Raw genomic sequence first — 21,007 nt, 5'->3', positions numbered from 1 at the left:
ATGGTCGAAATCGTCAACCGCCCTTACGCCAAGGCTTTCGAAGCCTTCGCCACCGCGCGTCCGGAAGTTCTGTGCCTTTCAGCTGATCTCACCTCGTCTTGCGAAGTCGATGGTTTTCGCGATCGGCATCCGGAGCAGTTTCTCACTCTCGGCATGGCCGAACAGAACATGTTGTCCTTTGCTGGCGGTCTCGCCATGCAGGGGTTCCGGCCGTTCATCCATACCTTTTCGGTATTCCTCTATCGACGGCCCTACGACCAGCTGATCAACTCGATTGCCTATTCCAACCGCAAGGTGCGATTAATGGGGTTCCTTCCCGGCATCACCACACCGGGCGGCATTACGCATCAGGCGATTGAGGATATTGCCGTGTTACGCGCGGTACCGAACATGACGATCCTCGAAACGGGCGATGCGACGGAAGTCGAGACTGTGTTGGAAGTCGCCGACAGCATCGACGGCCCGGTCTATGTGCGCATCCTGCGCGGCGAAGTACCTCGTCTGTTTTCAACGCCTTTTGAATTCAATAAGCTACGCACGCTCTCGGAAGGCGATGACATCCTCGTCGTCTCTTCCGGCGTATGTACCGAGGAAGCGCTGCGCGCCACTGGCCCACTTGCCGCGCGTGGTGTCGGGATCCATCATCTTCACGCCTCCACGCTGAAACCTTTCGATAAGGACGGTCTCCTGAGAGCCGCGCGCGGCAAGAAAGGTATCGTCACGCTGGAAAACCACACCATCATCGGCGGCCTCGGCTCGCTGGTCTCGGAAATCCTTGCGGAAGAAGGGCTTGGTATCCGCCTCAAGCGCCTTGGTCTCAACGACACTTTTGCGCACGGCGCCTCGAAGCCATATCTCATGAAGAAATATGGGCTGGATGCTGGCGCTCTGGTTTCGGCAATTGAAGAACTTGTCGGCAAGAATCTCGCCATCGGCGAAGAGGAACTGGTGGAAGTGCGCCTCGATCATGTGCATTCCGCACAGAAGGCCGAGGCGCTTTGATGGCACCGCGCTTTACGGTTACCTATTTCGTGCGCGCCGCCGACGAGGCGGAGGCCAAAGCGCGTGCGCTCGACATCGCGCTGGAACAGACCGTGGAAATCCCGCGCAACGTCGTGCCGAAAGGCTATGTCGAGGACGAGATACTCGGTCGGTTGGAAAGCCTGCTCCAGGATCCCGAAGGCAGACCGGGATTTCTCGCCGCAATCTCCTATTCGGAGGACGATATCGGCGGGGATTTCCTGCAGTTTCTCAACATCGTCTTTGGTAACAGCTCCATCAAGCCCGGCATCAAGGTCGAGGATATCGGCCTGTCGCCGGGCCTGCTTGATCTGTGCAAGGGACCACGCCACGGCATAGTAGGCCTGCGTGCCCGCGCTGGCATCGGCGAAAAGCCGCTCTTGATGTCCGCCATCAAGCCGGTCGGCCTGTCGACTACGGAGCTTGCCCGCCTCGCCCATGATTTCGCGCTGGGCGGTATGCATTTTGTGAAGGACGACCACGGTCTCGTCGACCAGAAGACCGCTCCCTTCGAGGAGCGGCTGAAGGCCTGTATTGAGGCGATCGGCGAGGCGAATGCGAAGAGCGGCGGTCGCACGAGTTTCGTTCCTAACATCACAGGCCCTGCAACCGCGATCATCGAGCGGGCAAAACAGGCGCAGGAATACGGCGCAGGCGGTGTAATGATCGCTCCAGCGCTTGCAGGCTATGATATCGTGCGTACACTTGCTGCAGATCCGGATTTTTCCCTGCACATCGTCTCGCACCCGGCCTTTTCCGGCGCCAACGTCGTCTCACCTGATTGTGGCTTCTCGCACCGTGCCTTTTTTGGCACACTGCACCGCCTGATGGGCGCTGACGCCGTGGTCTATCCAAATTTCGGTGGCCGTTTCGGCTTTACTCGCGAGGAATGTCAATCGATCGCAAAGACCTGCTCCGTGGATATGGGTGGTCCCAAGGCCATCGTCGCGGCACCCGGCGGTGGCATGACCTTCGCCCGCATCCCGGAAATGCGCGAAGCTTACGGCAATGACATCATGTACCTCGTCGGCGGTGCACTGCTGTCGGAGCCTGATCTGGTCAGCGCATGCAAACGCCTTGTTGCCGCAACGGAGTGAACAATATCGAACTGCACCCCGCCACGATGGAGGTTCATTGATCGATCGCCAACGTTATGGCTCCCCTCTGCTTCAGTAGCCTCGCTTGCGGTCAATCTCCCCCATAAGCGCTTCGCCCTTCTGCAGCCGCTGCAGATTTTCAACGAGTATGTCAGCCGCTCCATGGCTGTCAGTCACGCAAGCGATATGGGGTGTAAGGATTACTTTTGCATGCGACCAAAGGGGATGCGCCGATGGAAGTGGCTCAGGTGCAGTCACGTCAATGAAAGCCGACGAAAGATGTCCACTATCGAGAGCTGTAAGAAGGGCATCATAATCCGTATGCGGCCCGCGACCGACCAGAACCACACTTGCCCCCGTCGGCAGGCGCGCAATAAACCCGGCATTGATCAAGCCTTTCGTTTCCGCCGTGAGCGGCAGAAGGCAGACAAGTATATCTGTCTGTGCAACGAATTCGTGAAGCCCATCCTCACCGGAAAAACACTGCACACCCTCAATATTCTTCTCGCTGCGGCTCCAGCCGGACAATGGGAAACCGAAAGGCTTGAGCGCTGTCAACGCGGCCTGGCCAAGATATCCAAGCCCCATTACACCCACCCGGCGGCGATGCGCACTTGGCTGAGGAAGCGTCTGCCAAATCTCGTCACGGCTTTGTTTCAGATAAGCGGGCAATTGCCGGAATACGGACAGCACGGCGAGCGTCACATATTCCTGCATCATCCGTGCAAGACCTGGCTCGGTCATGCGGACAATGCGAACGTGAGAAGGGATATCTGCTTCAAGAAATTGCTCTACACCCGCCCCACTTGAGAAAATGATTTCCAATGCAGGGAAGCGCTCCGACAGCTCTTCAGGAGCCTGCCAGCATAGCAAATGACGAACCCTTGCCGCAGTGTCTGCATCTAACGCGCCGGAGAGGAACTCCATCTCCGGCAGTTCGTGGGCAAACACGTCGCGAATCTGCTCGGTCCGCGCCGCATCCAGATAACAATAGAAAGCCATGACGCCTCCAGCGCGACACAAGGCATGTGTCACGCGTAAATTTGGATCAATGATTGAGAACGCGGCGCAGGAAGTCCTGTGTACGCGGATGCTGGGGTGCGCCGAGCACGTCCTTGGCCTTACCCTGTTCAACGATGACACCGCCGTCGAGAAAAAGCACACGGTCAGCTACGTCGCGGGCAAAGCCCATCTCGTGCGTCACTACCAGCATGGTGAGCCCCTCATCGGCAAGACTGCGCATGACATCAAGCACATCGCCCACCAATTCAGGATCGAGCGCAGACGTGGGCTCATCGAAAAGGATTGCCTGCGGCCGCATCGCCAAGGCGCGGGCAATCGCAACACGTTGCATCTGACCTCCGGAAAGCTGGCCCGGATAATGGTTGGCCCGGTCTCCGAGACCCACGCGCTGAAGCAGATGCTCGCCATACTTGCGCGCTTCGGCCGGCTTTTCACCTTTGACGTAGACCGGCCCCTCAATGACATTCTCAAGTGCGGTTCGATGGGGAAACAGGTTGAACCGCTGGAAAACCATCGCCATTCGCGTGCGAATATCGTGGATCGAACGATCCTTCGCGTTGACCCGCTGGCCTTCGATCAGAATATCGCCGCCCTGATAGGTTTCCAGCCCGTTCAGGCAGCGCAGCATCGTGGATTTTCCCGAACCGGAGGGACCTATGAGGCAGACCACTTCACCCTTCTGCACATCAGCACTGATGCCCTTGAGAACCTGAAGCGGACCATAGGATTTGGTGACGTTCTTTATTTCAATCATCGCCATGATCAGTGTCCGTTTCTTTTACCAAAGAGCTTTTCGAGGCGCCCGACAGCCATCATCAACGGCAAGCTCAGGCAGAGGTAGAACATGGCAACCAGCGTATAGACGCTCATGTTTTTGAAGGTCGAAGAGGCAAGCAGCTGACCTTGTAGAGTTAGTTCAGCAACGGTGATGGCCGATGCCTGCGAGCTGTCCTTCAACAGCATGACCATGATGTTGCCGTAAGGCGGCAGGATCACGCGAACAGCCTGCGGCAGGATCACGCGGCGCATCGTCATGAACCAGCCCATACCGATGGACTGCGCGGCTTCCGTCTGTCCATGGTCGATGGCTTCGATACCAGCGCGGAAATTTTCTGCCTGATAGGCCGAATAGGCAATGCCGAGACCGATGATACCAGCCTGAAGAGCGGACAGCGCAATGCCGAATTCCGGTAGAACGAAGTAGATATAGAACAGCTGCACCAGAATGGGGATACCGCGGATCACATTAACGATAGCTGCGGCAATAGCCGACACCCAGCGAATCCCCGATACCCGCATCAGCGCCCAAACGAGCCCCAGAAGCGTCGAAAGGACAAGGGAACCCAGGGTCACGAGAAGCGTGTATTTCACGCCTTCCAGCAAGATCGGGAAGAACTCGCGGATGTCCATGAGAAAATTTTGCATTGGCTTTAACTCTATTTATTTGGCGCGATTAAACGGGGATTAGGCCTTGCGGCCGGTAGGCCCCGTCTCGTGCGCAGACCGAAAAGCATGAAGAGCTTCAGCTCGGACGCGCGCGTGGAGCACACCTGAAATTTCGAGCATGGGGATTGATCCCCATGCTCGCACTGGAATTATTTCAGTCCGTATTTCGCAAGAATTTTCTGAAGCGTACCGTCCGACTTGATGCGGGCAATGGCCGCGTTGATCTTGGGCATACGTTCATCACCTTTACGCAGGGCCAGGCCAAACTCGCCGCCAGCCGAAGCTTCATAACTCTCGACCATCTTCACCTTGGGGAACCGGCCCTGAGAGAGGTAATAGGCAGCCATCGGACCATCCCCGAAACCGGCATCGATACGCCCGGCGTTCACGTCGGCAATGATATCGGGAATGCCCTTGTAGACCTTAACATCGCTGAACAGCCCGCTCTTCTTGAAGAGATCGACGAAAGTGGTCCCCACCTGCACGCCGATGGTCTTGCCCTTGAGATCCGCATAGGTCTTGTATGCGGTATCATCCGAAACCGGTACGAAGACGCCTTCGCCATAACCATAGACAGGATCAGAAAAGTCCACGACCTTTGCCCGCTCTTCCGTGATGAACATTGCCGAAGCAATCATGTCGATCTTGTTCGAGGTTAGCGATGGCACGAGCGCCGAAAACTGCACGGCTTCGAATTCCGGCTTGATGCCGATATCCGATTCAATGGCCTTGACCACATCGACCAATACGCCATCCATCGCCTTGGTTTCCGTGTTCACAAAAGTAAACGGCAAACCGGTGGGCGAAGAGCCTACTTTGACGACCTCCTGGGCCAAGGCAGGCATCGCGCCCCCCATGATGACCGCCATAGCCGCCAGACCGAAAATTTTCTTGAGACGCATGACATTCTCCTTCCTAAATGCAGCGATAAGCCTGTTATTCGTAACGCCGGTTGTGAAACCGCGTTTGATAAAGTGAAATTCGTTGTGACCAGCGTCCGCGTTGCGGCTTCTCACTCGTGGCCACCCTGAGAACCTGTGCTGTTTCTCAATGCTCGCTCACTGGATGCTGTTGCCTCCAACTTACGATCCTTCCGTTCAAGGTCGGCGAAAACCAGCGGCATGAACCAGGCCTTTCCGCGCCACGTAGGAACAAGACGTGGGGGACGAAAATCGAAACTGCTCTCGCTGTTCGGTACGCCCAGTATTTTCTGCGCTGCCTTGAGGCCGAGCCAGGGAGCCCAGACGACACCCGAGCCACAGAAACCGGTTGCATAATGAACCGCTCCACGTTGAAAAATTCGAGGCACCATGTCCCGATTCATCGCCACATAGCCAAACCAGCTATGCGAGATACCAACGCCTTCAAGTTGAGGGAAAACCCTGCACATTTCTGCATAATTGCGCTGCGTGGCACTATCCGGGTCGCCTCGGCTTGTTACGTCACGCCCACCGAACAAAATGCGCCGTCCATCCGGCGATGGGCGGAAATAGTAAGTCATAGCACGGGTGTCGGTGAGCATTTTCAACCCCGGCACCAAGTCGCGCACACGTTCCTCACCCAGATCCTCGGTTGCGATGATTCGTGAACGCAAAGGCACCAGCCGCTGACGCAACCAACGGTCCGAATGGTCGGTATAACCGTTCGTGCAAACAAGGACTTCGCGTGCCTGAGCGCGGCCACGCGCGGTAATTACTGTCTTTTTATCAGCGCCTTGGTCGATCCCTTCTACGCGGCATTCGGCGTGAATCAGCACCCCTTCAGCGAGTGCAAGCCGCACCAGTTCCGCATGAAATTTTGCCGGATGCAGACCGCCTATATCCATACGCACGCTGCCGCCAGCATAGAGGTCCGTGGCGATATGGCGGCGAACCTCGTTCAAGGGAACCGCATAGGATTCAATGCCGGTCGCGCGCTGGATAGCTTCAGCGCTTCGCGCCATATCGTCATATTCGGCGCGCGTCATCGCACCGCTGAACCGTCCCACAAGCTGGAAATCCGCGTCGATGCCTTCATTAGCCAGAAAATCGATCATGAAGCGACGCGCTTCATGGCCTTCAGCAGCAATCTTGACCGCACGTTCCAAGCCGAACTTGCGCACCAGTGTCTTATCGTCGGGACGAATATTGCCACTGGTAAAGCCGCCGTTGCGGCTGGAAGCGCCAAACCCCAGTTGTTCCCGCTCGAAAACCTGAACCTTTCGCCCTGCGCGCGCCAGATGAAGAGCAGCGCAAAGCCCCGCATAACCCGCACCAACAATGGCAACGTCGCAATCCCGCTCGATTTCGTGGTTCTCGATGCTACGCGGCGGAGCGGCTTCCCACCAATAAGGTGTATCCTTGTGAGCCATGTCCGATATGTCCCCCTCCATGTTTTGGATGGATTTTGTTTTTAGTTTATTGAACGTAGATCAAATATGAAGCAGAATAGTGAAAACTAATCAACCCCGATTCAATCCTGTTTGTAGCGAGAGCCATCAAAGGATGCCAAAAGTGAACAAGGCAGAAATATCCCCGACCGCCCCGACCAGCGAGCCTGCGCCCAACGACGCAGGGGATATTGGAGCGCGCATTCGCTTGCGACGGCAGACACTGGGTCTCACTCTCGGTTATCTGTCGGAAGTCTCTGGTCTGTCGACGGGTGCCTTGTCACAGATCGAGCGGGGCCTCGTATCGCCGACTGTGCGTACCCTCTATACGATTGCCGAGGTGCTCTCCATGAGCCCGGCCCAGCTCATCGACCCGCAAGGCTTCGCCGCGGCTGCCCGAGCTAATCCCTATGTATTGCGTGCTGGAGAACAGCCAGAAGTGCTGAACGCTGGTGGCGTCATCAAGCACCGTGCTTCGCCTGAACTCATTGAGACCATGAAATCCTTCGCAGTGCGGATCATTCCGGGCGGGAGTTCCGGTGAGGAATGCTACACGCATTCCGGCGAGGAGCTGGGTTACGTCATTTCGGGCAGTTTCACGCTGCAGATTGAAGACGCACAGTACCTGCTTTCAACAGGTGACGGATTTGCACTGCCTTCAACGACCCGCCACAGATTCTTCAATAATGGTGAAGCCGAAGCCTTCGTGCTCTGGGTGAACAAACCCGAGTGAAGTCGCTCGACAGGCCGAAAAAACGCTGGAGAAAGATGAAAATGGCAAGCAGCCCTGAGAGCTTCTCACGCTCATTATGGTGGAACGCAGCTGGCGAGGCAAAACCGAACCATTCCAAACTGAATGGCGTGCACGAGGCGGACGTCGTTATTGTTGGAGGCGGCTTTACAGGCCTTTCCAGCGCGTTGTTCCTTGCCGAACGCGGGAAAACTGTAGTGGTCCTTGAGGCGCGCCATGTCGGCTTCGGCGCATCAGGACGCAACGGCGGACAGGTGATCCCCGGTTTGAAGCATGACCCCGAAGATCTTCTGGCTGCCTATGGTCCAGAGCACGGCAAGCGCATGATCGACCTCGTGGGTGGTGTAGGCGATCTTGTTTTCGGCCTTGTACGCGAACTTGATATCCAATGCTCTCCTGTTCGAGCCGGGTGGATACAGGCCGCCCATTCCCAGCTTGCAACCGCTGCCGTCCATAAGCGTGCGCGGCAATGGCAGGCGCAAGGCGTCGAAGTCGAGATTTTGGATCGCGCGCAGATTACTGAGCTTTCCGGCACGGAGCGCTATTTCGGCGGATGGCGCGATCCCCGCGCAGGTGCCCTGCAGCCGCTGGATTATGCCCGTGGGCTTGCCCGCGCCGCCACGGCACGCGGCGTTCAGATTTTTGAAGATTCCTCCGTTACTTCTCTGATGCCGGAGAATGGCGACTGGATTGCAAAGACCGCAAATGGGTCGGTTCGCGCACGCGAAGCACTTGTCGCCACCAACGCTTACACTGACAACCTTGTACCGGGTCTCGCTCAAAGCATTCTTCCGGTGCAAAGCATGCTGATCGCGACAGAGCCGCTTTCAGAAAAGCAGCGGCGGGAGATCATGCCAGGCGGAGTGGTTCTATCCGAAACACGCAAGATCGCTTTTTATATGCGCCAATCTGAAGACGGGCGTTTTCTTATTGGCGGACGCGGCGCCGTCGGAATGAACGAAAAGAAAGCGCTGATGGAAGCGTTGAAAGCCGGAATGGTGCGGCTGTTTCCACAGCTGGAAGGTATCGGCATCGATTATCACTGGTCCGGGCACGTGGCGCTGACCATGGATGGCCTGCCACATCTTCACAATCCCGCTGCGGGCTTGCATGCCATGCTTGGCTATAATGGCCGGGGCGTGGCCATGGCCACTGCCTTTGGCAAGATGTATGCCGAATATATCGCCGAAGGCCGCCCCATGGTTTATCCGACCACCAGCATACCCCGCCTTGCCTGGCATGCGATCCGCAAGCCTGTCATGGACCTCGGCATCCGCTGGTACTGGATCAAGGACAGCCTTGGTTTCGCATCGAAATAAATCCCATGCAGAAAGAACCTAACGTGCTGAGAAACGTAATCAATCTGGGCGTTGCACCTGCTTGCGGCTCCGATCTGGAAACAGCTTTCCGAGCCATCAGCCTGGACGGTCAGTCGACGGAGCCTTTCGGCTTCGGACGCGCAATCCTTTCTGGCCAAGGAACAGGGGTAGAAAGCCTGTTTTCCTCCATCATAATGCTGTGTGATGGTGCTTTGAATATCCGGGACAATAATGGTCTCGAAATCACACTGACCAACGGTGAGGTAGCAAGTCTGCCTGCAGGCATATTCTCATGGCGCGCACATGCGGCAGATTGTGTCATCCTCACGATACATCAGGAGAGCCTAAGCGTATCCTTCGGTAAACTTGATCTTGACCATCCCATGTCACCTGGCGGAGCGCCCAATCCGGCACTTCTGACCACCCCTGCACCAACGACTTCCCGTCACGAGTTCCAAAGTGACGATCCAATCGCCTGGGGCATCTGGGCCACGACGCCTTATGCTCGTCATCCGATCACCTATTCATTCTCGGAATTGATGATGCTGCGCAGGGGCGAGGTGACATTGTCAAACCCTGACGAGGGAAGCGTGACATTCGTGGCGGGCGATATCTTCCTCGTTCGTCCCGGCGCTGTAGCAGCATGGGATAATCCGAGTGATCTGGAGAAGTTTTGGATTATTCACAGTCCGAGCTAGGCCATTTCCAGTAAACACGCAAAGCACCTAACGAAGGAAATCAGTCCAATGGACTGATTTCCTCTGCCTGCCAATTCCCTCGTGGCAAGACCTGCCCTTCAACCGCCCTTGCATGCTGAAGGAACAGCGCGGCCCACGCCCCATGAGAGACGTCCCTGTATGATGGTCAGCGTTTGTCGGCCGTTCGAATAGGTCGTACCTTCTTTGCCGATAGAAGGTAAATCAATCGCCGCATTGCCGTTAACAGAGACGGAAGCGCGATCACCGAAGAGGCGTACCGCCAACTGAGTGCCATCCTCACACTTGTAGTGGCTAACAGGATAGGGATTGCCAGCACCGATTGACGCACCGGACGCGGACTGGCTGAAAGCCCCAAGTAGCAGGACACAAAATGCTGCGCTCAATAAATTTTTCAACGCGACAATCCTCCGGGTTAGGAGTTATCCAGCGGAAAGTATACGAGATTTCATGGCTACGAAAGTACACTTAATTATCATAACGACAACGTTTACAGACAGAGGGATTGAACGGAGTAAGGCCAAAACGAATTGGATTTCGCTGTAAAATTACCCCGAAATAAAACCCGCATAGCCGTCGTCCAATGTCTTGTGCAGAATTGCCGAATAAGCTGCAAAGGATATGTCGCCAGGTCGCACACGCCCAAATGACGACTCGACAAATTGCCTCATGGGCACGAGCGCAAGCGGTGTCGAAACTGGTGTCAGATGTGCACCCTGCCCGGCACGCAATGTCGTCAGGATGCCGAACATTTCGCCTGTGATGCTTGGGCGGGAGAGCACGGCCATACGGTACTGGCCAGATGTATTCGTGACGAGATAGATGTGTCCCGAAAGATGTGGAACGGAGACAGCTCCCTGTTGTGAGAACGAGACGTCAGAACGTTCACGCTCACGAAAATTGAGATGCCCGGCATCGAAATCCCAACCGATTTCCGTGATGTAAGCGAAGATGGCCTTGTCCTCCCCAAAGGACGGACGCAAGGTCAGGTAATCACCTTCAAGCCATGAAACCGAGGCGCGCGAGTAGGCGCCCAGTTCTTCCGCTGCGTGACTGTTGCCATTTCTGGCCAACTGGGCGGGCGCTTCACCTGCCTGTTCGCGCAGGGCGACGCCCATTGCCTGTTCGAGCCGGATGATTGTTGCGAGCGTGAAGGGCCTGTGACCCGACAGCGCCTTTTCCAAAGTCGAGAGGCTGATCCGCGCTTCATCGGCCAGAAGTTGGCGCGAAATACGCCGTCGGGCGATTTCCTCACGAATCCGGACTGCAACACGGGCATTGATCTGGTCGGGCAGATGAGAGTTCTGATCGGACATGGCTTATCCTGAACTGCGTACTTTTCTGCACAATTCCACACATATGCGTAACCGGCAAGGCGATTTGCGGAAAGTGACGGCTGAAACTTGGCAAAGCTTACGCTGGAGTGGAAACAGTGGCTCCAGCGACAATGGCTCCAGTTCTTCGAGGTGAACAAGGAGCACGTCATGTCACCCGCGATAAATCTACCAAATCATAGCAATAGAGGTCGGGTACTCTCCCGCTTCTGTTCGTTCATCTGGTTCTGCAACATGGCGTTGTTGCCCGCATTGGCTGTCATTTTCTGTCTGTTGCAGATCGTGCAGGCCCGCGCTGAAACACCCGCTCTGGTCACGCCAAACGAGGTTCAATCCGGCAGCCTTCTGCTGGAGACAAACGAAGCCGGACGTTACGTCGAAGCGCCTCGGCTCGCAACGGACGTCGATCTCGATGTGAGTGGACCGACGGTCCGAGCCCGGCTGACGCAGGCATTCGAGAATCCGACCGACGGTTTCGTTGAAGCCTTGTATGTTTTCCCATTGCCAGAAGAAAGTGCGGTCTATTCGCTGAAGATGGTCATCGGTGATCGTGTGATTGTCGCTGACATCAAGGAGAAGCAGACAGCCCGCGAAATATATGAACAGGCGAAAAGCGAAGGCAAAAAAGCAACGCTGATCGAACAGCAGCGACCCAACGTGTTTACCAATGCGGTCGCCAATATCGGTCCGCACGAGAAAGTCGTTATCCAGATCGAGTATCAGCAGGCGGTACGGCTTTCCGATGAGCGTTTCTCGCTGCGTGTGCCTTTAGTCGTCGCACCGCGTTACAACCCGGACAATGCCTACCCGGTTGTCCAGGAAGTCGAAATGAAGAACGGCTGGGGCAAGTCGAGCGATACGGGCAAGCCTGATACTTACAATGCGCCACTCGTGACGCCTTTGGCCCCACCGGCTGCCCTGCGAACAAATCCTGTGAGCATCTCAGTCAAACTTAAGGCAGGCTTCCCGCTTGGAAAGGTTGAGAGCCTTTTCCACAAGGTCAGGATCGATACGACGAACGACGCGACACGGGAAATCACGCTGGACGGAATGGCAGCTGCAGATCGTGATTTCGTTCTGGAATGGAGCGCCGTCGCAAGCGATGCACCGCAGGTCGGGCTGTTCCGCGAACATATCGGCAAGGATGACTATGTGCTTGCCTATGTTACGCCACCGGCGCTTGCCAGCCCAAAAAAGGTCCAGCGTGAGGTCATCTTCGTGATCGATAATTCCGGATCAATGGGTGGTACTTCCATTGAACAGGCGAAGGCCAGCCTGGATTATGCACTGTCGCAACTTCAACCCGGAGATCGTTTCAACGTAATCCGCTTCGACGACACATTGACCAAATTCTTCGAAGATTCAGTCGATGCCAATCAGGAGAATATCACGTCCGCTCGCCGCTTCGTGACGAGCCTTGAAGCGCAAGGCGGCACGGAAATGTTGCCTGCCCTTCATGCCGCGCTTGATGACAGTAATCAGGGTAATGGATTGCGCCAGATCGTGTTTCTGACCGACGGCGAGATCAGCAATGAGCAGCAATTGCTAGATGCCGTTGCAGCACGTCGGGGGCGCTCGCGTATTTTCATGGTCGGCATCGGCTCTGCCCCGAACTCCTATCTGATGAACCGTGCGGCTGAACTTGGACGTGGAACCTTCACCCATATCGGGTCGGCGGCTGAAGTGAACGAACGCATGCGGGCTCTGTTCGACAAGCTTGAAAAACCGGCTGTTACCGATCTGAAGACCAGTTTCTCGGAAAAGAATGTGAGCATGACGCCCTCCCTTTTGCCCGATCTTTATCGTGGTGAACCACTTGTCATCGCAGCGCGAATGGGCAAGGCGATCGGAAACCTTGCTATTGAAGGCCAGATTGATGGCCGTCCGTGGACAGTCAATCTGCCACTCGATCAGGCAATAAATGCTGAAGGCATTTCAAAACTGTGGGCACGTCGCAAGATCGATGATGCGGAAGTGGAACTTACCCTTGGGAAAATTTCCCAGGACGCCGCCGATGCGCGTATTCTCCACCTTGCGCTGGAGCATCATCTGGTCAGCCGTCTGACGAGCCTCGTAGCTGTCGACAAGACACCGTCGCGACCGGCAAATGCGCCGCTGACCCGTGCCGATATTCCTCTGCAACTGCCCGCGGGCTGGGATTATGACAAGCTGTTCGACATCCGTGCGGATCGCACCGTCGGGGATCACGCAAACATGGACATGAATGGTGTAAATGACGCTGTCCGCAGCCACGAAAGCCCTGCATCACCATCATCGCCATCGCAGTCGATCCCGCTGCCGCAAACGGCAACGCCAGCGACACTACTGCTCATGCAAGGCTTGGGTCTGATACTGATTGGCTTGTTCGTCTTCTGGTTCTTCCGCCGCAAGGAGAATGCGTGATGTCTATCAATCCGATTATGACGGGGAGCGCACTGTGGCGCTCCTTACTCCCCACGGTGGGCATCGTGCTGATTGCGCTCGGGATGATAATTGCCAGTCAGGGAATCTGGATCCATGCGAAGGCATTTGTGGCACAGATCCTCCTCGAACGAGCTTTTGCGGAAAGCATTGAAACTGGCGCACCAGTCAAACCCTGGAGCTGGGTCGATACATGGCCGGTTGCCCGCATCGAAGCTCCACGACTTAATGAATCCGCCATCGCGCTGAAAGGCTCCAGCGGTCAGGCATTGGCTTTCGGCCCCGGTCATCTGGACAATACGCCGATGGCCGGGGAACGGGGAACAGCCGTGTATGCTGCGCATCGCGATACACATTTCGCTTTTCTGAAGAATATCGAGAAGAACGATCAGATACTCGTCACCCGCAGCGACGGTAAGGCGATTTCCTATCGTGTTAGTCATATGGCCGTCGCGCGTTGGGATGAAGCGAAGATCGCCGTGAATAGCGAAGGCCGTCATGTTGTGCTGTCGACCTGTTATCCATTCGATGCTATCACGCCTGGGCCGCTCCGCTATCTGGTTTATGCGGATATGGAAGAACCACAATAACCCAGCACGAACTATCGGTTTTCACAAAAACAGATGACGTGATCGAAGCCCGGATAAGCTCTCTTCCTGAAACTGAATGTTGCAAGAAGGCCCAATCCCAGAATTGCGAAAACACCCGCAACGACCAACACGACAGATGTCGTCGCCGATATAAAACTGCCGAATATCAACACCGCTGCCATCGAAGCTATGGCTATCGCCCACTCAATCTTGCGGGGCTTTGGCATCAGATGCCACGTCTCCGGATCAATACCGGCTTCAACGAAAATATCCGGGTCGAAACACAAATTCGAGCGAGCTGCCATGTTCTGTAGCAGAGCAATACGCAGGGCGTCAGCATTGACGAACCACAGACATTGCATGCCACGTTCCCGCAATGACATTGGAAGCGAATACTCGTTCTGCGTTCCGTCGGGCATTTTATAACCGAACGCTATCCGAGGCTCCCGCACAGGCCCTTTCAAAATGAGACGAACGTCATAACGTGCCATCTGACCGGACGCTATGCGCGCCCATTCGATCTTGGTGCCTTGCTTCTCCACAATTCCATTACCTGAACCGTATTCAACGCTCTCCGGTGTAATGGTGATCCAGGCGCCAGCCAAAAGACCAGCGCGTGCAAACATGAAGGCCGGAACAAGAAGCATTGCTGCGATGAGTGTCGATACAATTAGGGCTATCGGATCGAGGTCAGGGCTGGGTCGGATGAGAATCGTGAGTGCAGGAAGCGCCAACGCAACACACGACAGGAGCATGGCAATGCCAAAACACATCCATCGCGTTGCCGTGATATCAGGGATACCGGTAAGCGAGCGATCCTGTCGGTTAGTTGAATCGAATGCTATGATCCGCACAACCGAATCTTGATGCCGCGTTGCTGGATTGACATGGGAGTGTGATGCTGACGCCTGCCGCTTTGCCAGTTTCGGCTTCATCTTTCGCTTTGCAGTCTGTTTCACCCTTATCGCCGTACCTGTTGCTTCATCTCTCCTGACATACCACCCAAGCGTTGCGCGCAATTTAATGTGACGCTACCATTCCAAATGGATCAACCTCAACGGGCCGGCGAGTTTCATAACCAGAGAAGACGGCTCCCAAAGGCAATCTTGCTGTATCCAGAGCATGGCTGCCGGGTAACAAATCCTGTCCAACCTTGACCCGGCCGCGCCTTCACTTTCTCATTATGCATTCAGCGAATACGCCGTAACAGCCTCTCACGATAGGTATCGACAATCACGGCGAGGATGATCACGGTGCCAATTATGATTGGCTTGTAATTATCGCCGATACCAAGCAATTGCAGCCCGGTCGCGAGCACCTGCAAAATACAGGCCCCGGCCAGCGTGCCAACGATTGAGCCCTTACCGCCGAAAAGGCTTGTCCCGCCGATGATGACGGCTGCAATCGCGTTCAGTTCATAGCCAACGCCCGCAATCGGGCTGCCGATGTTCAGGCGCAGGAGATAAACAATCGCAGCAATACCAGCGGTGACGCCGGAAATGACAAATGCAGCGATTTTGTATGTGTCGGGATTGTGTCCCGACAGGCGCACAGCCTCATCATTGGCGCCAACCGCATAGATCATGCGACCGAAAACCGTAAAGCGCAAAACGAACCAGCCAACAGCAATCACGGCCACTGCGATCAGGAAAATCGACGGCAGAAAGCCTCCGACAATCAGATTGCCGAAGTCGACAAAACCCTGCGGAAGTCCGGTAATGGTAGAATTATTGGAAACCACCCGTGCCGCACCGGCGGCGATGTTCAGCATGCCCAGCGTGACGATAAACGACGGGATTTTCCAGTAGGTTGACACCTTGCCGTTGATGAAGCCACAAAGCCCGCCAACGGCGACGCATGCCAGGACTGCCAGCGGGATTGACAAGGCCGGTTCCAGACCGGACGTCATGATAAGAGCGCCAACGACCGTGCATAAGGCGAGCACAGAGCCGACCGAGAGGTCAATGCCACCAGTCAGGATGACGAAAGTCATACCTGCCGCAAGGACCGTATTGATCGCGATCTGAACGAAGATCTTCAGCGCGTTGCCCGATGTTGCGAAATAGGGCGCAGTGACGGAAAATACCAGCGTTATCAGGATCAACGCCAAGAATACGCCGGCATCACGCAACAGGAAGCGCTTCAGCTTCTGGCGGTCGGCAGCACCGGGGTGTTGGGCAGATGGAGAAATGGGTTCCGTCATGCGTGAACATGCTCCTGATAGGCGAGCGAAAGAATACGCTCCTGATCGAATTGAGATCGGTCCAGCTCCCCAACCAGTTTGCCGTTCGAGAAAACAATGATGCGGTGGCACATGCCGATCAACTCGGGCAGATCCGAGGAAATCATGATAATTGCCTTCTGGTTCGCAGCCAACATCCACAGAAGTTGATAAATCTCGCGCCTGGCGCCGACATCGACCCCACGTGTCGGTTCATCGAGTATCAGTGTGGACGACCCGCGAAACAGCCATTTTGCCAGAACCACCTTTTGCTGATTGCCACCGGAGAGGTTACGCACCGGCGTATCGATAGACGCAGTCTTGACGCGCAGCCGCTCGACCAGCTCAGTTACCGCGCCTTTCTCCACCCGGCTATCCAGCAGGCCACCGTGCGAGATTTTCTTCAGGTCGGTGATCGTGGTGTTGATAGACACGGGCATGTCTAGCAGCAGCCCCTGGCTCTTGCGGTCTTCTGTCAGAAAACCCAGACCATTACGCACGGCATCGCGCGGGTCATGGATAGTCACCGGCCTTCCATCTATATCGATTTCCCCTGCCGACCTTGGATCGGCGCCGAAGATTGCACGCATCACCTCGGTGCGGCCCGACCCGACCAGACCGGCGACACCCAGAATTTCTCCATGACGCACCGAAAACGAAACCGGCGGAGCGCCGCTGTTGCGCTTCACGTTCCTCACTTCCAGAGCGACGGACCCAAGCTTGATATCGGCATTAAAGCCATACTCATCCGCAATGTCGCGACCGATCATCATGCGTACCAGATCCGGCACGCGCAGCCCCTGCAGGTCGCGCGTCTCGACCAGGCGGCCATTGCGCAACACCGTCACGCGGTCGCCAATCTCAAAGACCTCGTGCAGACGGTGAGAAATGTAGATGATCGTGACACCCTTCGCCTTCAGCCGCTGGATGATCGCAAACAACCGTTCAATTTCCGGCGGAGTCAATGTCGCCGTCGGCTCGTCCAGAACCAGTAGTTTGCTGTCATAACCGAGCGCCTTGGCGATCTCGACCAACTGCATTTGCGCAACGCCCAGCTCCGAAACCGGCATACGCGGATCGACCGCCAGACCGACCTCAGCCAAAAGCTCTTCGGCGCGCCGGTTCAATGTCGCTCGGTCCATGATGCCGAAGCGTCTCGGCAGGCTTTCCAGCATCAGGTTTTCGGCAATGGAAAGATGCGACAGCAGGTTGAGTTCCTGATGAACGATGCGGATTCCCTGAACCTGCGCGTCATGCGGGGTCTTTGGCTTGTAGGGCCGGCCGTTCAGAAAAATCTCGCCCGTGTCGGGCTGATATATGCCAGCAAGAAGCTTGATGAGAGTTGATTTACCCGCACCGTTTTCACCCAGAATGATATGTGTCTCGCCACGCTGCAGCTCCAGCGTGACACCGTTTAGCGCAACCACCCCCGGAAAGGTCTTGCCGACATTTTCCAATCTCAAAATGGCGTCGGCTGACTGCATATCTGTTCCTGCCTGCCAGGTGAAGAGGAGCGGCACTCGGAGCGCCGCCCCATAATTGGCAATGTTTGGAAGATCCCGGTTTTCAGAGATCCTGGGCCGTGATGAGCTTGATGTCCGTCTTGACCCAACCGGAGAACTTTTCGCCTGCCAGTTCCTTGAGGCCGTAATCAATGCCCATGGCCGCCATCTGTGCGCCGAACTGATCGACGGTTGCGAGCATCTTGCCGTCCTTGATCAAAGGCTGGACAGCAGGAATGTTGTCGAAGCCCACGACCTTGATCTGGCCCGATTTTCCGGCGGCATCCAGCGCCTTCACGACGCCGAGCGCCATGGAATCGTTGGCCGCCATAACACCTTGAATGTCCTGATACTGGGTCAGGAAATTGGTCATCAGCGTGTTGGCTTCTTCCGTTTCCCAATGGGCAGTCTTGGAATCGAGCAGTGTCAAACCGCCTTCGGCCACGGCATCGTCAAAGCCCTTCTTGCGTTCCTTGGCATTGTCTGCCTCAGGATTGCCTTCAAGGATAACCACCTTGCCGCCCTTGCCGAGTTCCTTGGCAAGCGCCATGCCGGCAAGCTTTGCGCCCTCGCGATTGTCCGGACCGAAAAAGGCAAGGTCGACACCCGCCTGCTTTTTCGCCTCTTCATCGAGCGCCACGTCAATATTGATGACTTTGATGCCGGCCTCCAGAGCCTTTTTAACCGGCGTCACCATGGCCTTGGAATCCGCCGGAGCCAGCACGATCACATTGAACTGCTGCGTGATGAAATTTTCCACAGCATCGACCTGTGCGGCAAAATCACGTTCGTCCTTCATGCCAACAGCGGCAAAGGAGAACTTGTCGGTGTTCTTGGCGGCGTAGTCCTCGGCACCTGCCTGCATCTGCTTGAAGAACTCGTTGGCGAGCGACTTCATGACCAGACCGACTTTGGGCTTGTCAGCTGCAAAAGATGGCAGGCACGGTAGAAGCAGAGCACCGGCGCCCAGTGCGCTCGATGTTATAAACTGGCGTCGTGAAATTGAAACCCGACCCAGCCCTGTAATAATTGAACTTTTAGTCATGAATTCCTCCCCTCACTTCAGTAAAATCTGCCGTGTTACTGTAGCGTAGTGCCGTCGATAGAATACTGTCAAGACGGCAAGATAAAGGGAGACATTCGCGATTTCCGTCCTGCATGACGGAAACCGCGTGGAACGAACCGGATCGCTATCCGATGGAACTGGAGTTCCAATCCTTATCCTACGAAGAGTCAGGCAAGACGCCCATATTGGCGCAGCACGGCACGAAGACGTTCGTGATCTATGGCCTGAACAAGCAGCCGGTCAAAGGGTGTTCCACCCATATCCTCAGCCGCGATCATCGCATTAACCACTGCCTCTTCCACACTATCGACCGCCGCCAGATAGACGGTATCAAGCGGCTCGTCATTCACCATCTCGACGTCCAGAAAGGGCGCGGAACGATGCTGCATAGGTCTCTGGTTGGCGGTGGAAAAAGCGATAAAAATATCGCCCGAATTGTTACCGCCCGGCGTTCCGTTACGGCCGATGCCGATGCTTGCACGACGCGCTAGGCGCTTCAGCTGGTGCGGCATCAGTGGCAGATCGGTCGCCAGCACGACGATGATCGAGCCGCGCTCCTGCAACTGGCTCTGCGGCGTGCCATCCCGCATATGCTGCCCCACCGGCACACCGGCAATGGTCAGCCAATCGCGCTGCCCGTGATTGGCCTGCACCAGCGCACCGATGGTGAAACTGCGACCGCCGAACTCCACGACGCGCGATGCCGTGCCTGTACCGCCCTTGAAGCCATAGGTGATCATACCGGTGCCGCCGCCGCAATTGCCTTCCTGCACCGGGCCGGATGCAACATTGTCGAGCGCCTTGCGCACATCCGCTTCCGTCACAGGAAAGCCGTTGATGTCGTTGAGTGCACCGTCATAAGTTTCTGCGACAACCGGCATGATCCAGAGGAAATCGTCGGTCTGGTAGGTCGAGGCATAGCGGTCAACCATCCAGCGCACTGTCGCATGATGTGCCATGCCGATACCGTGCGTGTTGGTGATAACGACAGGGCCCAGGAAGTAGCCGCCATCTTCGATCCAGTGCGTTCCGGTCATCTCACCATTGCCGTTGAAGCGATGGACGCCTGCATAAACCGGAACCGGGGTTTCAGACTGCTTATGCGGCAGAATGGCGGTCACGCCGCTACGCGCCGGACGCTTGCGGCCGGGGCGCGGCTCGTTCTCGATAATGGTCTGAAAGCCGACGCCAACGCCATCGACATCGGTGATCGCGTTGTACGGACCGGTCACACCAGTGAAAGGAAGCCCAAGATCGCGAGCGCGCGGTTTACGTGTAGGTGTTTGTGAAGTCATATTATTTCTGCCGAGAACGAAGATAGAGACCGAGCGAAGCCACAACGAATGAGAAGGTCAGCATCATCACGGCAATCGCATTGATTTCCGGTTTGATGCCGCGACGCAGCATGGCGAAGATGAACATCGGCAGGGTCGTAACATCAACGCCTGCGATAAAATAGGTGATGACGAGGTCATCCATGGAAATGATGAAGGCAAGTAACGCACCACCGAGAATGCCGGGCATGAGCTGGGGCATGACGACCTTGCGGAACGTGGTCCATTCATTGGCGCCAAGATCGGCCGATGCATATTCCAGCGTGCGGTCCATACTGGCCAGCCGGGCCGAAACAACAATGAAGACATAAGAGATCAGAAAAGTGCATTGGCCGATAATAATCGTGGTCAGCCCCAGATGAATACCCGCGTTGACGAAGAAGATCAGGAGCGCAATGCCCAGCACGATATCCGGCATCAACATGGGCATGAAAAGCGTCACCTGATAGAACCGCTTTCCCAGAAAATTGTAGCGATGCATGGCCAGCGCCAGCGCAGTTCCGAGAACAGTCGATATCAGTGTCGTTGAAGTCGCAATCTTCAGGCTGTTGAACACGGCTGCCACAAGCTGATCCGTCGATTCAATATAGAGTGCGCTTTCCGAAACCACTGTCTTGAAGCCCAGAACCTGCGCATACCAGTCGGTCGTAAAGCCGCTCCACACCATCATGTTCACCGGATTGGCGTTGAACGAATAGACGATGATAAGTGCCAGCGGGATATAGATGAAGGCGAAGAACAACGCGACGTAGAGCAGCAATCCGCCATTGAAGAGAGACCGGGCGATTTTCATGGTTGC

Annotated in this window: 20 protein-coding genes; 7 read left to right on the top strand and 13 right to left on the bottom strand. The window is 55.9% G+C overall.

Going from position 1 to position 21,007, the window contains the following annotated elements; genetic code table 11:
• Both AC1RHM_RS07070 and AC1RHM_RS07065 read left to right on the top strand, forming a co-directional pair.
• Positions 1-1,002 carry a transketolase family protein gene (locus AC1RHM_RS07070; RefSeq protein ID WP_011983111.1) on the top strand — a complete coding sequence of 334 codons (1,002 nt, stop codon included), beginning with the start codon at positions 1-3 and terminating at the stop codon, positions 1,000-1,002.
• The gene (locus AC1RHM_RS07065) at positions 1,002-2,117 is read left to right on the top strand and encodes a RuBisCO large subunit C-terminal-like domain-containing protein (RefSeq protein ID WP_010660470.1); all 1,116 of its coding nucleotides are present in this window, start codon (positions 1,002-1,004) and stop codon (positions 2,115-2,117) included. The genes AC1RHM_RS07070 and AC1RHM_RS07065 overlap by 1 nt, the downstream gene beginning before the upstream one ends.
• Positions 2,118-2,189: 72 nt before the next feature.
• Here the strand turns inward: AC1RHM_RS07065 and AC1RHM_RS07060 are convergent, their stop codons facing one another.
• From AC1RHM_RS07060 to AC1RHM_RS07040, 5 genes are all read right to left on the bottom strand, one after another.
• Positions 2,190-3,119, bottom strand: a complete 930-nt coding sequence (locus AC1RHM_RS07060; RefSeq protein WP_166942424.1) for a 2-hydroxyacid dehydrogenase — start codon at positions 3,117-3,119, stop codon at positions 2,190-2,192.
• Between the two features lie 46 nt (positions 3,120-3,165).
• Entirely contained in the window at positions 3,166-3,894 is a 729-nt protein-coding gene (locus AC1RHM_RS07055) for an amino acid ABC transporter ATP-binding protein (RefSeq protein ID WP_010660472.1), read from the bottom strand.
• A gap of 8 nt (positions 3,895-3,902) precedes the next feature.
• Positions 3,903-4,565: an amino acid ABC transporter permease gene (locus AC1RHM_RS07050; RefSeq protein ID WP_011983115.1), complete on the bottom strand. Its 663-nt coding sequence runs from the start codon at positions 4,563-4,565 to the stop codon at positions 3,903-3,905.
• Positions 4,566-4,735: 170 nt separating this feature from the next.
• Positions 4,736-5,488 carry an ABC transporter substrate-binding protein gene (locus AC1RHM_RS07045; protein ID WP_010660474.1) on the bottom strand — a complete coding sequence of 251 codons (753 nt, stop codon included), beginning with the start codon at positions 5,486-5,488 and terminating at the stop codon, positions 4,736-4,738.
• A gap of 110 nt (positions 5,489-5,598) precedes the next feature.
• The gene (locus AC1RHM_RS07040) at positions 5,599-6,936 is read right to left on the bottom strand and encodes an NAD(P)/FAD-dependent oxidoreductase (protein ID WP_010660475.1); all 1,338 of its coding nucleotides are present in this window, start codon (positions 6,934-6,936) and stop codon (positions 5,599-5,601) included.
• Between the two features lie 133 nt (positions 6,937-7,069).
• Here AC1RHM_RS07040 and AC1RHM_RS07035 point away from each other — a divergent pair, with 133 nt between their 5' ends.
• Genes AC1RHM_RS07035 through AC1RHM_RS07025 form a run of 3 tightly spaced genes read left to right on the top strand, consistent with a single transcriptional unit; the run spans position 7,070 to position 9,722 of the window.
• On the top strand, positions 7,070-7,687 hold the full coding sequence (locus AC1RHM_RS07035) for a cupin domain-containing protein (protein WP_010660476.1): 618 nt from the start codon (positions 7,070-7,072) through the stop codon (positions 7,685-7,687).
• A gap of 41 nt (positions 7,688-7,728) precedes the next feature.
• A complete protein-coding gene (locus AC1RHM_RS07030; RefSeq protein WP_029928571.1) occupies positions 7,729-9,024 on the top strand; it encodes an NAD(P)/FAD-dependent oxidoreductase in 1,296 nt (431 codons plus the stop codon).
• 5 nt (positions 9,025-9,029) lie between these two features.
• Positions 9,030-9,722, top strand: a complete 693-nt coding sequence (locus tag AC1RHM_RS07025) for a cupin domain-containing protein (RefSeq protein WP_010660478.1) — start codon at positions 9,030-9,032, stop codon at positions 9,720-9,722.
• A gap of 98 nt (positions 9,723-9,820) precedes the next feature.
• On the opposite strand, the gene AC1RHM_RS07020 is transcribed toward AC1RHM_RS07025, so the two are convergent.
• Entirely contained in the window at positions 9,821-10,138 is a 318-nt protein-coding gene (locus tag AC1RHM_RS07020) for a hypothetical protein (protein WP_011983120.1), read from the bottom strand.
• A gap of 150 nt (positions 10,139-10,288) precedes the next feature.
• Complete coding sequence (locus AC1RHM_RS07015; RefSeq protein ID WP_010660480.1) at positions 10,289-11,056, bottom strand: helix-turn-helix domain-containing protein; 768 nt, start codon at positions 11,054-11,056, stop codon at positions 10,289-10,291.
• Positions 11,057-11,224: 168 nt separating this feature from the next.
• Between AC1RHM_RS07015 and AC1RHM_RS07010 the strand changes: the two genes are divergently transcribed.
• Both AC1RHM_RS07010 and AC1RHM_RS07005 read left to right on the top strand, forming a co-directional pair.
• A complete protein-coding gene (locus tag AC1RHM_RS07010) occupies positions 11,225-13,477 on the top strand; it encodes a marine proteobacterial sortase target protein (protein WP_036563893.1) in 2,253 nt (750 codons plus the stop codon).
• Positions 13,477-14,085 (top strand): class GN sortase, encoded by a 609-nt coding sequence (locus AC1RHM_RS07005; RefSeq protein WP_010660482.1) that lies wholly within the window; start codon positions 13,477-13,479, stop codon positions 14,083-14,085. The genes AC1RHM_RS07010 and AC1RHM_RS07005 overlap by 1 nt, the downstream gene beginning before the upstream one ends.
• Positions 14,086-14,096: 11 nt before the next feature.
• Here the strand turns inward: AC1RHM_RS07005 and AC1RHM_RS07000 are convergent, their stop codons facing one another.
• From AC1RHM_RS07000 to AC1RHM_RS06975, 6 genes are all read right to left on the bottom strand, one after another.
• Positions 14,097-15,044, bottom strand: coding sequence for a hypothetical protein (locus tag AC1RHM_RS07000; protein ID WP_492332500.1), 948 nt, complete (start codon positions 15,042-15,044; stop codon positions 14,097-14,099).
• Between the two features lie 230 nt (positions 15,045-15,274).
• On the bottom strand, positions 15,275-16,288 hold the full coding sequence (locus tag AC1RHM_RS06995; protein WP_010660484.1) for an ABC transporter permease: 1,014 nt from the start codon (positions 16,286-16,288) through the stop codon (positions 15,275-15,277).
• On the bottom strand, positions 16,285-17,790 hold the full coding sequence (locus AC1RHM_RS06990; RefSeq protein WP_166942421.1) for an ATP-binding cassette domain-containing protein: 1,506 nt from the start codon (positions 17,788-17,790) through the stop codon (positions 16,285-16,287). The genes AC1RHM_RS06995 and AC1RHM_RS06990 overlap by 4 nt, the downstream gene beginning before the upstream one ends.
• An 82-nt stretch (positions 17,791-17,872) precedes the next feature.
• The gene (locus AC1RHM_RS06985) at positions 17,873-18,853 is read right to left on the bottom strand and encodes a substrate-binding domain-containing protein (RefSeq protein ID WP_166942419.1); all 981 of its coding nucleotides are present in this window, start codon (positions 18,851-18,853) and stop codon (positions 17,873-17,875) included.
• A 188-nt stretch (positions 18,854-19,041) separates the two neighbouring features.
• Complete coding sequence (locus AC1RHM_RS06980; protein ID WP_010660487.1) at positions 19,042-20,169, bottom strand: DmpA family aminopeptidase; 1,128 nt, start codon at positions 20,167-20,169, stop codon at positions 19,042-19,044.
• A 1-nt stretch (position 20,170) separates the two neighbouring features.
• Positions 20,171-21,001, bottom strand: a complete 831-nt coding sequence (locus tag AC1RHM_RS06975) for an ABC transporter permease (RefSeq protein WP_036578988.1) — start codon at positions 20,999-21,001, stop codon at positions 20,171-20,173.
• Positions 21,002-21,007 lie beyond the last annotated feature (6 nt).

This window comes from Brucella sp. GW823-FHT04E01 (assembly GCF_058796175.1).
Note: the sequence above shows the minus strand (reverse complement) of the source record. Positions and strands in the feature narration are given on the sequence as shown.